Origin of the sequence: Mycobacterium sp. pV006 (assembly GCF_041287115.1) — a bacterium.
Lineage (GTDB): Bacteria > Actinomycetota > Actinomycetes > Mycobacteriales > Mycobacteriaceae > Mycobacterium.
In genome coordinates, this window is record NZ_JBGGKT010000004.1 from 72,020 (window position 1) to 86,391 (window position 14,372).

The 14,372-nt window shown below is 69.5% G+C and carries 10 protein-coding genes and 1 pseudogene; 5 read left to right on the forward strand and 6 right to left on the reverse strand.

Features of this window, described 5'->3' with window-relative positions; genetic code table 11:
* The first annotated feature begins 16 nt into the window (after positions 1-16).
* The 3 genes from ACAG25_RS08030 to ACAG25_RS08040 all read left to right on the forward strand — a co-directional run bounded on the left by ACAG25_RS08030 (position 17) and on the right by ACAG25_RS08040 (position 2,776).
* Entirely contained in the window at positions 17-1,048 is a 1,032-nt protein-coding gene (locus tag ACAG25_RS08030; RefSeq protein WP_370487832.1) for a ketopantoate reductase family protein, read from the forward strand.
* Complete coding sequence (locus ACAG25_RS08035) at positions 1,041-1,871, forward strand: sulfurtransferase (RefSeq protein WP_370487833.1); 831 nt, start codon at positions 1,041-1,043, stop codon at positions 1,869-1,871. Before ACAG25_RS08030 ends, ACAG25_RS08035 begins: the two co-directional genes overlap by 8 nt.
* A gap of 65 nt (positions 1,872-1,936) precedes the next feature.
* Positions 1,937-2,776, forward strand: a complete 840-nt coding sequence (locus ACAG25_RS08040; protein ID WP_370487834.1) for a DUF4344 domain-containing metallopeptidase — start codon at positions 1,937-1,939, stop codon at positions 2,774-2,776.
* A gap of 2 nt (positions 2,777-2,778) precedes the next feature.
* Here ACAG25_RS08040 and ACAG25_RS08045 read toward each other — a convergent pair whose 3' ends face one another.
* Positions 2,779-3,804, reverse strand: coding sequence for an esterase family protein (locus ACAG25_RS08045; RefSeq protein ID WP_370487835.1), 1,026 nt, complete (start codon positions 3,802-3,804; stop codon positions 2,779-2,781).
* A gap of 205 nt (positions 3,805-4,009) precedes the next feature.
* Here ACAG25_RS08045 and ACAG25_RS08050 point away from each other — a divergent pair, with 205 nt between their 5' ends.
* Entirely contained in the window at positions 4,010-5,938 is a 1,929-nt protein-coding gene (locus tag ACAG25_RS08050) for a diguanylate cyclase (RefSeq protein ID WP_370487836.1), read from the forward strand.
* 44 nt (positions 5,939-5,982) lie between these two features.
* Here ACAG25_RS08050 and ACAG25_RS08055 read toward each other — a convergent pair whose 3' ends face one another.
* Together ACAG25_RS08055 and ACAG25_RS08060 are read right to left on the reverse strand one after the other, a co-directional pair.
* Positions 5,983-8,229, reverse strand: a complete 2,247-nt coding sequence (locus ACAG25_RS08055) for an MMPL family transporter (RefSeq protein WP_370488084.1) — start codon at positions 8,227-8,229, stop codon at positions 5,983-5,985.
* 60 nt (positions 8,230-8,289) lie between these two features.
* A complete protein-coding gene (locus ACAG25_RS08060) occupies positions 8,290-8,991 on the reverse strand; it encodes a M15 family metallopeptidase (protein ID WP_370488085.1) in 702 nt (233 codons plus the stop codon).
* Positions 8,992-9,162: 171 nt separating this feature from the next.
* Between ACAG25_RS08060 and ACAG25_RS08065 the strand changes: the two genes are divergently transcribed.
* Positions 9,163-9,381, forward strand: coding sequence for a hypothetical protein (locus ACAG25_RS08065; RefSeq protein ID WP_370487837.1), 219 nt, complete (start codon positions 9,163-9,165; stop codon positions 9,379-9,381).
* A 9-nt stretch (positions 9,382-9,390) separates the two neighbouring features.
* On the opposite strand, the gene ACAG25_RS08070 is transcribed toward ACAG25_RS08065, so the two are convergent.
* From ACAG25_RS08070 to ACAG25_RS08080, 3 genes and pseudogenes are all read right to left on the reverse strand, one after another.
* Complete coding sequence (locus ACAG25_RS08070) at positions 9,391-10,587, reverse strand: SfnB family sulfur acquisition oxidoreductase (protein ID WP_370487838.1); 1,197 nt, start codon at positions 10,585-10,587, stop codon at positions 9,391-9,393.
* Positions 10,584-11,752 (reverse strand): annotated as a pseudogene (locus ACAG25_RS08075) (LLM class flavin-dependent oxidoreductase). The gene ACAG25_RS08070 and the pseudogene ACAG25_RS08075 overlap by 4 nt, the downstream one beginning before the upstream one ends.
* A gap of 202 nt (positions 11,753-11,954) precedes the next feature.
* A complete protein-coding gene (locus ACAG25_RS08080; RefSeq protein WP_370487839.1) occupies positions 11,955-14,351 on the reverse strand; it encodes a YbhN family protein in 2,397 nt (798 codons plus the stop codon).
* Between the last annotated feature and the right edge of the window lie 21 nt (positions 14,352-14,372).

Sequence of the window (14,372 nt, forward strand, 5' to 3'; positions counted from 1 at the left end):
GACTACGGTGGAACGGGTGAACGACCACCGCTACGTCATCATCGGCGCGGGTGCGGTCGGCGGGGCCGTCGGCGGTCTGCTGGCCCGCTCGGGACACGACGCGCTACTCGTCGGACGCGGTGCGCACGGCGCCGCGCTGGTCGAGCGGGGACTGCTGCTGCGCACCCCCGACGGCGCGTTCGACATCGACGTCGCCGCCGCCACCGGGGCCGACGAGGTGCGGCTGAGCCCGCGCGACGTGCTGGTGTTCGCGACCAAGACCCACCAACTCGAGGCCGCGCTGCACGAGTGGGCCGACCGGCCTGTCCACGACGGCGACCAGGTGGTCGGCACCGCCGGTGAGCAGTTGCCGGTGCTGACCGCGCTGAACGGGGTGGCGGCCGAAGAGATGGCGCTGCGGTTGTTCGCCCGCGTCTTCGGGGTGTGCGTCTGGATGCCCGCCGCCCACGTCACCCCCGGGGAGGTGATCGTGCGGTCGTGGCCGGTGGCCGGACAGTTCCACATCGCGCGGTGGCCGGCACCGCTGCGGAGCGCGACGGATACCAAGCTGCTCGACGTCATCGCCGAGCAGTGGACGGCCGCGGGAATCCAGATCTTCCGGCCCGACGACGTGGCACCGTGGAAGTACAACAAGCTGCTGAGCAACCTCACCAACTCCGTTGTGGCGCTGACCGGTTCGTACGAGGGGGTCGGTACCGTCGCAGACGCGGTGCTCGCCGAGGGCCGCGCCGTGCTCGACCGCGCCGGCATCGACTACGTCGCGCAGGCCGACGCCGACGCCGCCCGCGGCGAGCACCTGAGCATGCGGCCCGTGCCCGGCACCGACGGCGTGGTCCCGAACTCGACCTGGCAGTCGTTGGCCCGCAACACCGGCGGCGTGGAGACCGACTACCTCAACGGCGAGATCGTACGCATCGCGCATCGCTGCGGTCAGACCGCCCCGGTCAACGCGGGCTTGGCGCGGCTGGCGCGCGAAGCCGCCCGAAACAGCTGGGCGCCAGGGAAGTTCAGCGCCGCCGAGCTGGAAGGCATGCTGATCCATGCGTAACCGTGACGACGTCTTCATCACCGCCGACGAGTTGGCCCGCCATCTGGACGCCGGTGCACCGATGACGCTGTTGGATGTGCGCTGGGAACTCGGCCGCCCCGACGGCTCCGAGGCGTACCGGCAGGGGCACCTGCCGGGCGCGGTGTACGTCTCGCTCGACGACGAACTCAGCGACCACTCGGTGACCGGCCGAGGACGCCATCCGCTGCCGTCCGGAGCCGCACTGCAAGCCGCGGCACGGCGATGGGGTGTGCGCACCGGCGTGCCCGTCGTCGTCTACGACGACTGGAACCGGGCCGGCTCGGCACGCGCGTGGTGGGTGCTGACCGCCGCCGGCATCCCCGGCGTCCGCATCCTCGACGGCGGTCTGGCCGCCTGGCGCGGCGAATTGCACACGGGGGCAGTGCATTCCGAACCCGGCGACGTCACCGTCGTCCACGACGATCTGTATGCCGGCGCGCTGCCGACCGTCACCGCCGACGAGGCGAGCACCGCCGCGACGCTGCTCGACGCGCGGGCGCCGGAACGCTACCGCGGCGAGACCGAGCCCGTCGACCCGGTCGCCGGCCACATCCCGGGCGCCCGGAACGTGCCCGCCACCGCGCTGTTGGCCGACGGGACGCTGCGGCCCACCGACGAACTACGGCAGCTGCTCGGACCGGTCGACGGCGAGGTCGCCGCGTACTGCGGATCGGGCGTCACGGCGTCACTCGTGGTGGCCGCACTGAGGGCCACCGGTGTGGAGGCGGCGCTGTTCCCGGGATCGTGGTCGCAGTGGAGCGCCGAGGCGCGACCGGTGGCCGTCGGCGACGAAATCCCCTGAAGTCGACTCGTCCTGCGGCAGAATCTGCGAGCGTGTCAATTCGTCGGGACGTCGGAGGGGGAAACATGCGTCGGTGCATGGTGTCGGGTGTGGTGCTGGCACTGGCGTTGGCCGGATGCAGTGGTGCGCAGCAAGAGGATCCGGCGACGAGTCCGGCGACGTCGGCCGCCCAGCCGGCCGCGGACGTCACCGACGATGGCGGCACCATGACCGTGACCTACGAGGACGCGCAGAGCCCCGAGGCGGTCAACGGCCGGACACTCCTGCAGGACAACACACTGCTCGAATACCTCGCGGCCGACGTCAACGAAGGGTTGTTGCTGCCCCACGACGTCGCGTTGGTCGGCTCGGAATGCGGTGAGGCCAACGCGTACTGGGATCCCTCGGAGAACAGCATCACCATCTGCTACGAGGACGCGGACACCGCATTGGCGACGTTCACCGCCGACGGTGCGCCGGATCCCGTGGTGGCGACGCTGAACTCCGAAGTCGCCACGTTCTACCACGAGCTCGGGCACATGGTGATCAGCCTCTACGAGCTGCCGATCACCGGACGCGAAGAGGACGTGGCCGACCAGCTCGCCGCGTACCTGCTGCTCCAGCCCGGTGACGACGGCAAGCCCGACCCCGAATCCGTGCAAGCGGTCAAGGATTTCGCGCGGACGTTCCAGGCGTTGGGCGAGCAGCGCAGCGAACTGGACATCACCGAGCTCGCCGACACGCACTCACTCGACGAGGCGCGGACCTACAACCTGCAGTGCTGGATCTACGGTGCCGACCCCGAAGCCAACGGTGACCTCGTCGGCGACGACGGGTTGCCGCAAGCCCGCGCCGAGGGGTGTGAGGACGAGTGGCTGCAACTCGACAACGCGTGGTCGACGCTGCTCGAGCCGCACTTCAAGTAGCGCTAGCCCGCGGGCGCCGGGGGTGTCGGCAGCGGCGCAGGCGGGGGAGGCGGCGGCGGTGGTGTCAGCAACCGGACGATGTCGGCTTTCATCGCCTGCAGCTGCGCACCCCAGTAGCCCCAGCTGTGGGTTCCGTTGGGCGGGAAGTTGAACACCGCGTTGCGGCCACCCGCCGCGCGGTACTTGTCGCGGAACTCCGTATTGGTGCTCAGCGTGATGTTCTCCAGATAACCGGCGCTGAAGCTCGCCGCCAGGTCCGAGCCGGTGTCCAGGTCCGACGTCGCGCCGTTCCCGCAGTAGATCCACAGCGCGGTGCGGTTGGCGACCAATCGGCTGATGTTGACGGTCGGGTCGGCACGCTGCCACGCCGGCGAACCGGGCTTGCCCCACATGTCGTAGACGTCGTAACCGCCGGCATCTTCCATCGCGATGTCGATCAGTGTCGGCCACAGACCGCGCGACGGCGCCAGGTAGCCCGACAGCGAGGACGCGAACTTGAACATCCGGGGATGCCACGCCGCGAGCGTCAGCGCGGCGCTGCCCGACATCGACAGCCCGACCACCGCGTTGCCGAACGGATCCTGCCCGCGGTGCTGCGCGAGCCAGGTCGGCAGCTCGCGGGTCAGAAACGTCTCCCACTTGTAGGTGACGGTGCCCGCATTGCCTTTCGCGGGGCGGTACCAGTCGGCATAGAAGCTGGCCTGGCCCCCGACGGGCATGACGACCGACACCCCGGACTGGTGAAACCATTCGAACGCCGCGGTGTTGATGTTCCAGCCGTTGTGATCGTCCTGGGCGCGCAGCCCGTCGAGCAGCAGCACCGAATGCGGCCCGCCGTGCTGGTACTCGACACGGATAGTGCGCCCCATCGACGGCGATGGCACGTCGAGCTGCTCGATCGGCAGGCCCTCGGGGGAGAACGCGTGCGCCGGAGTCGACGGTGCCACGGTCAGCAGGGCAGCCGCCAGTAGCACCGCGGCGGCCAGCCGTGCGCCCGCGCGGCGGATCCGAGGTCGAAGGAACGCCACGCGCGTGACGGTAGGTGGGCTGCCGTGCCCGCGGGCGATCGCCGCGCGGCGTGGTGACCGGGTCGTTACCGACTCATGACCGCCCCGAGACGGGACCCCGCGGGGTCAGAGTGGGGCGGCGGCGGGCGTCTCTGCCGGCACGACACGCGGCAACGCATGGCGCCAGGGATTGCCGGAACGTTAATTGACGGGGTTGACTAGGTACATGTCGTCGGGCGTGGGGTGGCCGGCGGCCGGTTTCGCCGGCCGTCGGGAGCGGGTGCGCGCACGCCTGCACGCGCTCGACATCCTGCCGCCGATGTGGCATCTGCTCGGCTGGACCGCCGGCGTCGGCGCCACCTCTTTCGCGCTGCGGTGGCTGGCCCTCTACGACGGTCGCACCCTCACGGTGGCCTGGGTGGCCGCGGCACCCCAACTCGTCGCGCTGTTGACGTCGCGGCGCCGGCACTGGCCGGCGTACCTGGTGGCGTTCGCGCTGTGCCAGTACGTTCCCGCCTGGCTGCTGCTCGGCCAGCCACCCGACCTCGCCGCACTGTCGACGTTCACCTCGGTCGTCTTCGCCGCCGCTGTCCTGCACAAAGACCGCGACTGGGTGGTGGGACGCAGCGACGCGGTACGCAGCTGGCGACGTTTCGTCGTCTACGGCGTGGTCATCGGGCCCCTGCTGGGCGCCGTGGTCGGGACGGCCAGCCTGCTGATCCACGGTCAGGGCTGGCCCGAGCATCCGTCGATCGTCATGCCGGTGCTGATGTGGTACCTCACCGAGGCTGTGGGCGTCGCGTTCCTCGCGCCGGTACTGCTGCGGTGGCGACGGTATTGGCGCCGCTACACCGGCCGCCAGTTGGCCACCGGGTTCGGCTTCTCGATGCTGATGGTCGCGCTGGGAGTGCTGGCCGCCGTCGAATCCAGCTTCGTGTTGATGTTCCTGACCGGGGTGCCCGCCCTGCTGGTGTTGATCGAGTTCGGGATCGTCGCAGCGTTCTGGCAGATGGCGGTCGGCGCGATCGTCATCCTCGGGGCGACGACGATGGGCATGGGTCCGTTCGTCGTGGGCGACAGCCTGACCGTGGCGATGGTGCGGGCCCAGGTGTTCCTGTTGGCGGGCTACGTGATGGTGGTGCTGGTCGCCGCGGCCATGGAGGAACGGAACCGCCTCACCGCGCTCGACGACGCCAGCCACGACGTGTACGACCTGGTCGCCGACCTGACCGGCGATCTCGTGATCGTCGTCGATGCCCGCGGCGACGTGCTCCACCACGCGTTCACCGGCCACAGCAACCTGAACCTGCCCAGCGGGCTGATCACCCGCGACCAGTGGCAGGGTGAGGTCCATCCCGACGACCTGCCCATCATCGCCGAACACTGGAACTCGCCGCGCACCGGACCATCCGCGCCGTTCCGCATCCGATCCAGCGACGGCTCCTGGTGCTGGTTCGTCATGCACAGCCGTCGCTCGACCAAGGGCCTGGCTGCCGCGGTGCTGCGCGACGTGACCCTGGAACGAGAGGTGCAGGAGTCGCTGACCGACATGGCGCACACCGACCCGCTGACCGGGCTGGCGAACCGGCGAGGTCTGAATCAACGCGCGCGCGAGATCTGGCTGCGGGCCGTGGAGGCAGACGAACCGCTGACCGCGCTGTTCATCGACGTCGACCACTTCAAGTCCTACAACGACCGGTTCGGTCACGCTGCCGGCGACATCTGCCTGCGCGAGGTCGCCGACGTGCTGCAGAATCTCGCCGCGCCCGAGTCCTGTGTGTCGGCCCGCTACGGGGGCGAGGAGTTCGCGGTCGTGCTGGCCGGCTGCGACAGTCCCTACACCTTCGCCGCCGGGCTGGCCTCGGCGATCCGCGGCCTGGCGATCGCGCACCCGTCCACACCGCGCGGCGTGGTCACGGTCAGCATCGGCGTAGCCACCGTGCACCCGCGCGACGAGGTCCGGTTCGACAGCGTCGACCCCGACGACGCGGTCGCCGTCCTGCTCGATCGCGCCGACCGCGCCCTGTACCGGGCCAAGTCCGAGGGCCGCGACCGCATCGCGGTGGCACCGCGGGCGGTGCTGTCACTGAGCAAGCAGATCCACGGCCCGGGCGAACCCGCCTGGGAAGCGGCCGCCGGCCGGCACGATGAGTGACCGCAGCGGTCGGTAGCGCCGGGCACCCGGCACGACGACGCGGGTCATCGTGCTCGCGATGAAACTCGTTCTGGAGAAGGGGTTTCGAGGATATCGATGCGCTGGTGGATGCGCCTCAGCCAGGCAGGCGCCCACCAGTTGAATCGACCCATCAGATGCATCGCCGACGGAACCAGCACCATGCGCACCAGGGTGGCGTCGACGAGCACCGCCAGTGTCAGTCCCAGTCCGAACATCCGCATGAACGACACATTGGCCATGATCAGTGCCGCGAACGAGATCGACATGATCAATGCGGCCGCGGTGATGACCCGGCCGGTGTGGGCGATGCCCAACGCGACGGCCTCGTTGTTGGCTGAGTGACTGTCCTCGGATTGTGCTGAAGCCAGCCAGAACTCGCGAATGCGAGCGACGAGGAACACTTCGTAGTCCATCGACAGGCCGAACGCGATGCAGAACAACAGCACCGGCATATTGGCCACCAGCGTGCCGGTCGGTGTGGTGCCCAGACCCGAGAGGTGGCCGTCCTGGAAGATCCACACCAGCGCACCGAACGCTGCGGTGAGCGAAAGAACATTGCAGAGTACGGCTTTCACAGGCACGACGACGCTGCCGGTCATGGCGAACAACAACACGACCATGATGACCGCGATCAAGATCAAAACGGTCGGCAACGTGGAGGTGATCGCGTCGACGCTGTCCCGATTGGCCTGGGCGGTGCCGGTCATCTGTACGTCTCGACCGTCTGGGGTCGGGACCGCATGCAGGCGATCCAGCTGCGCCTCGGAGGCGTCGGAGAACAGCGGGGCGGTGGAGACAACGGTCAGGAAAGCGCTGCCGTCACGCTGACCGGTCGGTGCCGTCGGCGGGCCGGTCGGCGTTCCGCCGACGAAGGTTCCCGCAGGTGCCGACACCGCTGCCACGTCCGGTATTTCAGACAGGGCGGCGGCATAGGCCGACAAATCGGCGGGACTCAGTCCTGCGGCGTCGGGCAGCACCACTGTGACCGCCGTGTCGGTGCTGTCGGTGAAGTTCGCCCGAAGCGCGTCGCCGACCTGATGTGCCGACGCCGACGAAGGCAGTACCCGGTCGTCGGGAAACCCCCATTGCACACCGAGAAACGGCGTCCCCAACACCAGCAACAGCACCACCACGGCAAGCCCGCAAGGCACCGCGTGGCGCATCACGGCGTGGGCGCAGCGATACCAGAACCGTTGTGTGAGCGGCCTCGGCGTCGGCTCGGGACGGCCGAACAGCCGCCGCGCCGCCCGGCGCAGATCCAATGCCTCGATCCGGTCCCCGAGCACGACCAACGCTGCCGGGGTCACCACGATCGCCGCGGTCGCTGCGAAGGCGACAGTGGCCACGCCGGCATAAGCGAACGACTTGAGGAAGTGCATCGGGAACAGCACCATCGCCGACATCGACAGCGCGACCGTCGTCGCCGAGAAAACGACGGTGCGCCCGGCGGTCACCATTGTGGTCATGATCGCGTCGTGACGGCCGACGCCTGCCGCGACCTCGTCGCGGTAGCGCGACAGGATCAGCAGCGTGTAGTCGATGGCCAGGGCCAAACCCATCGCGGTAGCGAGGTTCAGCGCGAAGATCGACACGTCGGTGGCGAAGGTGAACACCCGCAGCACGGCCAGCGCGCCGACGATCGCGATGCCGCCGATGGCCACCGGCAGCGCCGCGGCGACCAGTCCGCCGAACACCCACACCAGCACCAGGAAGCTCAGCGGGATCGCGATGGACTCCATCAGGAGCAGATCGCGTTCCGACTGCTCGGTGATCTGGACGTTGACCATCGCTGTCCCACCGGTGCGTACCGTCACGCCGTCGTCGTCGCGGGTGACGACCTCGGAGATCTCCCGGGCGTAGGTCTGCTGGTCGGCTTCGGCGCCGGTGATGCCGACCACGATCAGACCCGCGCGGCGGTCGGAGCTGACCAGACCCGCCGCCGGTGTGGTCCACGCCGAGCTGACCGCGGCGACGTGCGGGTGGTTGCGCAGCAGCGTGACGATGTCGGCGGCTGTCTCGCGCGCCTCGGGACTGTCGATCCCGTCGTCGCTGGACACCAGGATCACCATCTGCACATCACCCTGCCCGAACGTCTCGGCCAGGAGCGCTGCCGCGCGCGACGACTGCGCGTCGGGATCGGCGAACCCACTGGGGGACAGGTGTTTGGCGACAGGAACTCCGAAGACCGCGAGCCCGATGGTCAGCAACGCCGCGGCGGCCAAGATGCGACGCGGTGCAGTGACGGTCCAGAGCGCGAGTTGATGTAGCAGCGGGACCTCCGTATGAGGGCGATCCTGAATTTACGCCGCCGTGCACCGAAGACGAGAGGGTTATTTCCTCTCATAATGCTGATAATCCTTCGGGGTGCGCCAGTGCCCACCCCAGCGCCACCCGCGGTCGGCGAACGCGCGGACCACGCCGTCGCCGTCGTGCACCATGCCGGGATCGGTGCGGGTGCGGTCCACCCACGGACCGCTGTTGGCCGGCTGGATGTCCCCGCGCCGGTCGATGTATGGGTTGAGCTTCGGGTTGATGTCGACGGCGCGACCGTAGGCGTGCAGCGACCAGCTCCCGGTGCCGGGGATGTCGCGGCAGTTGAACGCGGAGGTGTTGTTGTCGCGCATCGACAGTTCGTCGTCGGCGTTCGGGTAGTGGTCGGGCGTGCGCATCCGCTCGATCGGGAAACCCTGCGCGAGAAGGTCGCCGAACACGTCGACGACCTCGTCGACGACGTCCTGGTGCACCACCAGGACCCCGCGGTGAGTCCGGCCGTCGAAACCGACATGCTCGAGTTCGACGCGCCGCAGTTGCTCCGGCGGGACGGGGCACCCGGGCCGCCAGGTCGAGGCCAGGTCGGCCGCGGTCACCGGCTGCACCGTCGCGGGACGCGGGCGTGGGGGCGGTGTCACGGTACGCACGGTCTCCGGAGGCAGCGACCGCGGTTGCTGTCCGACGGTCGGCTCCGGCGGCGCGGGCTGCGGTGGCTGTGCACCTGCACAGCCCACAAGAACCGCCGCAGCGGCGGTGCACAGAACAGCCCGCAGAACAGTCACCGACACCCAACCTACCCCGCTTAGTTGCTCTAATCAGTTCTGTTAGTTGACCTTTGGAATTGACGCGCAGGTAACGACGATGTGGCGTTCGATGTGACACAGCCCATTCCCGGGCTATAGTGTGTGCGCGATCACAGAAAGGCGGCGCATATGGGAATCGGCGAAGGCGCGGTAGTCCCCCCCGAGGGGCAGTCGCGGCGCGGCGTGCACCAGTCCAGTTCGGTGAACTGGATGGTCGTCATCTTGATGATGACGTTGCTCGTCGCGGCGATAGCCGGCGTGGTAGTGGCGTTGTCCAGCGGTCTGCCGACCGTCGCGATCGTCATCGCGTTGGTGTCGGGCGCGGTGTTCGCCGGGGTGCTCTGCTGACGTCTTGAGTCAGAGCTGGCCGTGACGCGGCGGGTGGGTGCCCGTCAGCGTGTGGCGGCCGATGTGCTGCAGCTTCCAGCGTGTGGGGTCGTGCAGCGTGTGGGTGCGGGCGTCCCGCCAGTAGCGCGACAAGTTGCCCGACGCCGACGCACTCCGGGTTCCGCCCAGCTCGAACAGCGCGCTCGACGCCTCCAGCGAGGCGCGCACCGCCGCCACCTTGGCAACCGCGACAGCCACCGACGCAGTCGCCGCGGACTCCTCGGTGAGGTGCGCGGTCGCCGCGTCCACCGCCCGTGCCGCGTCGCCCAGCAGAGCCTGCGCGGCCCGCACGCTGACGGTCAGTTCACCGGCCGCCGCGATCAGTGTCGGGTCCTCCGCCGCGGTCGGCACCGACGCCTCGAAGTGGGGCCGGGCCCGCTGCGCCTGCCGCACTCCCGCCGCCAGCGCGCCCGTCGCGATGCCGACGTCGATCGCGGCGTGCCACAACTGCGCCCGCGCACCATAGGTGGTCGGGGCGGCGAAGATCGGCGAGAACGGCACCATGTGCTCGGCCGGCACCGCCACCTCGGTCAGCGTCACCGTCCCCGAGGCCGTGGTGCGCTGGCCCATGCCGTCCCAGTCGTCGACGACCTCGACACCGGCTGCGTCTCGCGGCACGAACGCCAACGCTTTCGGCGTCGTCGCCGTGGGCACCTGCCCGTCGTCGACTGAGGCCCGCACCACCACCCAATCGGCGAACAACGCACCGGTCGAATAGAACTTGCGCCCCGACAGCACGAAATCGCCATGCGCATCGCGGGTCAGCGTGGTGGTGTCGACGTCGATGGGGTGCGGACCGCGTTCGGACTGCGCATTGGCCAGCAGCGCACCGTCGAGCACCAGTCGGGAGAAGTACGCCTGCTGATCACCGGTGCCCTGCAGGCGCACGGCTTCGAGGAACACGAAGTGCGAGTGCGGGATCTGCGCCAGCGACGGATCGGCGTGGGCGATCAGTCGGAACACCTCGGCCAGGACCTCTGCCGGCGCGTCGATCCCGCCGTGTGCCCGCGGCACCGAGATGCCCAGCAGCCCTGATTGTTTCAGTGATTCCACCTGTTGGTGGGGCAGCAGGCGCTGTGCGTCGCGGTCGGAGGCCCCGGCCTCGAACTCGGCGGCCAGCTTGGCTGCCGTCTCGAGCGCCTCGGTCGCGGACGCGAGGAAAGTCATCGGTGGGCGCCGACGAACGGGATCGACGCCGTTGCGGCCGTGGCGATTTTGTTGTGGAACAGGCCCCGCTCACGCAGGATCGGCACCACACCCTCGCCGAACCAGAACAACTCCTCCAGGTGCGGATAGCCGGAGAAGATGAACTCGTCGATCCCGATGTCGGCGTACTCGGTGATGCGGTCGGCCACCTCGCGGTGGCTGCCCACCAGGGCGGTGCCGGCACCACCACGCACCAATCCGATGCCGGCCCACAGGTTGGGCGCCACCTCCAGGGACCGGGCGTCGTGCCAACGACCGTCGCGGCGGTGCGCCTCATGCAGGGCCAGCATGCGCTTCTGGCCCTCGGACTCGCTGCGGTGCAGGCTGTTCTGCGCGTTGCGCACCGTGTCCTCGTCCAGGGGGCGGCGACGAGTCGGTCGGCCTGCGTCCACGCCTCGTCGGCGGTGTCCCGGGAAATTGTGTGCAGCCGGATTCCGAACCGCACCTCGCGACCCTGCTCGGCGGCCAGCTTGCGGATCCAGTCGACCTTGTCGCGCACCGCCTCGGGCGGCTCACCCCACGTCAGATACACGTCGGCGTGCCGTGCCGCCACCGGTCCCGCCGCGGCCGAACTGCCACCGAAATACAACGGCGGCACCGGATCCGGCAGCGTCGGCAAGGTGGCGTTCTCCACCTGGATGTGCTCGCCGTCCACCGTCACGCTCCGCCCGTCCCACAGCCGGCGCACCACGTCGAGGAACTCGTCGCACCGCGCGTAGCGGGCGTCCTTGTCCAGATGATCGCCGAACGCGCGCTGCTCGTGGGACTCGCCGCCGACCACGACGTTGAGGAGGATGCGTCCCGGTGCGTGCCGGGCGAACGTCGCCGCCATCTGCGCCGACAACGTCGGACTCACCAGACCGGGGCGGAACGCCACCAGGAACGCCAACGACGTCGTCTCGCGGGCCAGCATCGCCGCGGTGATGAACGCGTCCTCGCACCACGCCCCGGTCGGGATGAGCGCGCCGGTGAAACCGAAGCTTTCGGCGGCGCGCACGATCGAGGCCAGGTAGTCGATCGAGGCGTCGCGGTCGCCGCTGGCCGCACCGGCGGGCTGGCCGTGCCCGCCGCCGACGATCAGCCGGCTGTCGCCGTAGGTGGGCAGGAACCAGTGCAAACGAGTCACCGCGAAATCGTGCCTGGACGCAGCCGGCCCGTCATGGGTTTGTGTCAGCGCGATTGAAACGGTCGCGGGCTGCGAGGGTGCGCAAAATGCGCATGGATCGCGGCGTGGCGAGTGGCAAACACGCGCGCTCGCCACAACAAGGGGAGCTCGCCACAACAAGGGGAGCTCGCCACGACAAGGGAGCTCGCCGAAACGAGGGGAGTTAGATCATGTCGTTGCGGGTGAGCCAGCGCATGATCGGCCAGCCGATGAACACCGGCAGCCAGCAGGTCAGGATCCGGTAGAGCAGCACCGCGGGCACCGCGACCGCGGCCGCCACGCCGAACGCGGCCAGACCACCGATCAGCGCGGCCTCCACCGCGCCGACCCCGCCGGGCGTCGGGGCCGCCGAGGCCAGCGTGCCGCCGACCATCGTCACGATGGTGACCGTCACGAAGCTGGCGTCCCCGCCGAACGCCTCGATGCTGGCCCACAATGCCAGCGCGGCACCGAGAGTCGTTGTGGCGCAACCGAAGATGATCAGAGCCAGTCGTTTGGGCTCGCGGGCGAGCAACTTGAGGTCGTCGAGCACCTCCTCCAGCCGCGGCCGAACCGCGGTGCCCAGCCAATGCCGCAGCTTGGGCACGAACAGCGAGATGCCCACCGCGCCCAACACCACACCGGCGACCAGATAGATCACCGTGGAGTTGGGCACGAACCGCGACAGGTCGGCCGACGCGCCGGCCGCGAAGCTGAAGATCACCAGCAGTGTCAGGTGGGTGATGACCTGCACCGACTGCTGCAGCGCCACCGCGGTGGTGGCACGCAGCGCACCGAGGCCACCCTTCTGCAGGAACCGGGTGCTCAACGCCAGCCCCCCGACCCCCGCGGGCGTGGTGGTCGCGGCGAAGGTGTTGGCGACCTGCATGATGCTCAGGTTGCGGAAGCTGACCAGGCCGTCGGCGCACGCCCACAGCGCCGCGCCGGCACCCAGGTATTTCAGCACCGACACCGCGAGCCCGGCCAGCGCCCACCACCAGTTCGCCGACCGCAGCTCCGAGAAGAACACCGGCACCGAGCTGATGAACGGATACGCCACATAGACCAGCGCCACCAGCAGCACCAACTGGATCAGCTGGTTGCGGGTGAACCGGGTGATCGTCGCGGTCTGGATCTGGTCGGCGCCGGTCTGCCGCTTGACCTCGTCGCGCAGCGCCGACATCGCGGCACCAGCGTCACGCACCGACTCCCGCACCCGCTTGGGCACCGCCGCCTTGGTCAGCCGCCGCGACGCCCCCAGCACCTGTTCGTTGCCGAACACCGTGATGGCCGCCCGGACCGCGGGTTCCGGGCCGTACATGTCGTTGGTGGTGACCAGCAGCTGCGCGATGTCGGCGTCCAGCTGGGCCTGCGACGCGCCGTACTCGGCGGCGTTGAACCCGCCGAACAACGCGTTGCCGTCGGAGATGGTGATCTGGTCGGCGCGCAGGTCGCCGTGGGAGATCTGCTGGCTGTGCAGGATGCCCAGCGCATCCCACACCCGCGCGACCGGGGTGGTCTCGTGACAGCGGTCGATCGGGACCCCGCGGGCCGGCTTGTGCGAGTACAACGTCCAGCCGCGGTCCAGCGGCGCCACCGCGATCGGCGTGGTGTTGGCCAGACCCAGCTCGCCGACGGCGATCGCCATCAGCGCGCGGTGCTCGACGCGGCGCCGCATCGACGTCTGCATCGGTGCCGTCTCGTCGTCGCGCAGCCGAAGCTTCTTCCAGAACTGCGCCACGAAACCGCCGCCGCGCTGATGCGGGCCGTACAACTCCACGACCGCGGTGTCGGTCTCGGAGTCGCACACCTCGTCGGTGGGGTCCCGGCGCGCGGACAACATCAGCGGACCGCGCCCGGCGGGCCGCACCACCGTCAGCGCCGAGGCCCGGAACCCGCGGCGGGCCAGCGCGCGCACCGCGTCGTCGAGCGGCACCTCCAGCGCCGGAGTGCCGACCACCAGCACCACCAGCGCGCCGACGAACCACCCCACCGCCAGACCGAGCAGGGACCGGGCCGGCACCACCGCGCTGACCACCAGATGGATCGGCACGAACGCCAGCAGCAGCGCCCACCACCAGTGCCGCGGACGTGCCGGTAGCCACGGACCTGACACCGTCAGCACCGCGGCCAGCATCGCGATCCAGCGGGGGTCGTCGAGGAACTGCGACAGCACGGTGTCCAACCGGCCGTTCAGGTCGAAATGCCAGCTGGGCGCCGAGATCCCGTTCCCGGTGATCGACAGCGACAGGATCGCGATCACCCCGGCTGCGGCGTAGGCTCCGAGCAGCTTCCACTGCTGCTGCACGATCAGCCCGATCAGGATCGCGAACGGCAACGCCAGGATCGCCACGCCGTAGATCAGGTACACCGCGTTGGACTGCGCCGGGCTGAGCACCCCGACGATCTCGGAGATGGAGCGCTCCAGCACCTCCCACTCGTAGCGGGTGATCAACGAGCTGGTCACCACCACGGCCAGGAAGACGCCGGCGAGCGCGAGGCGCAGGATGTCGTTGGTGCGTCGCGTCAGGGGTTGCAGCAAGCTGCCGGTGACAGCAATGTCACGCCCGTCAACTCGCATGCATCACGATCTCTCAAATCG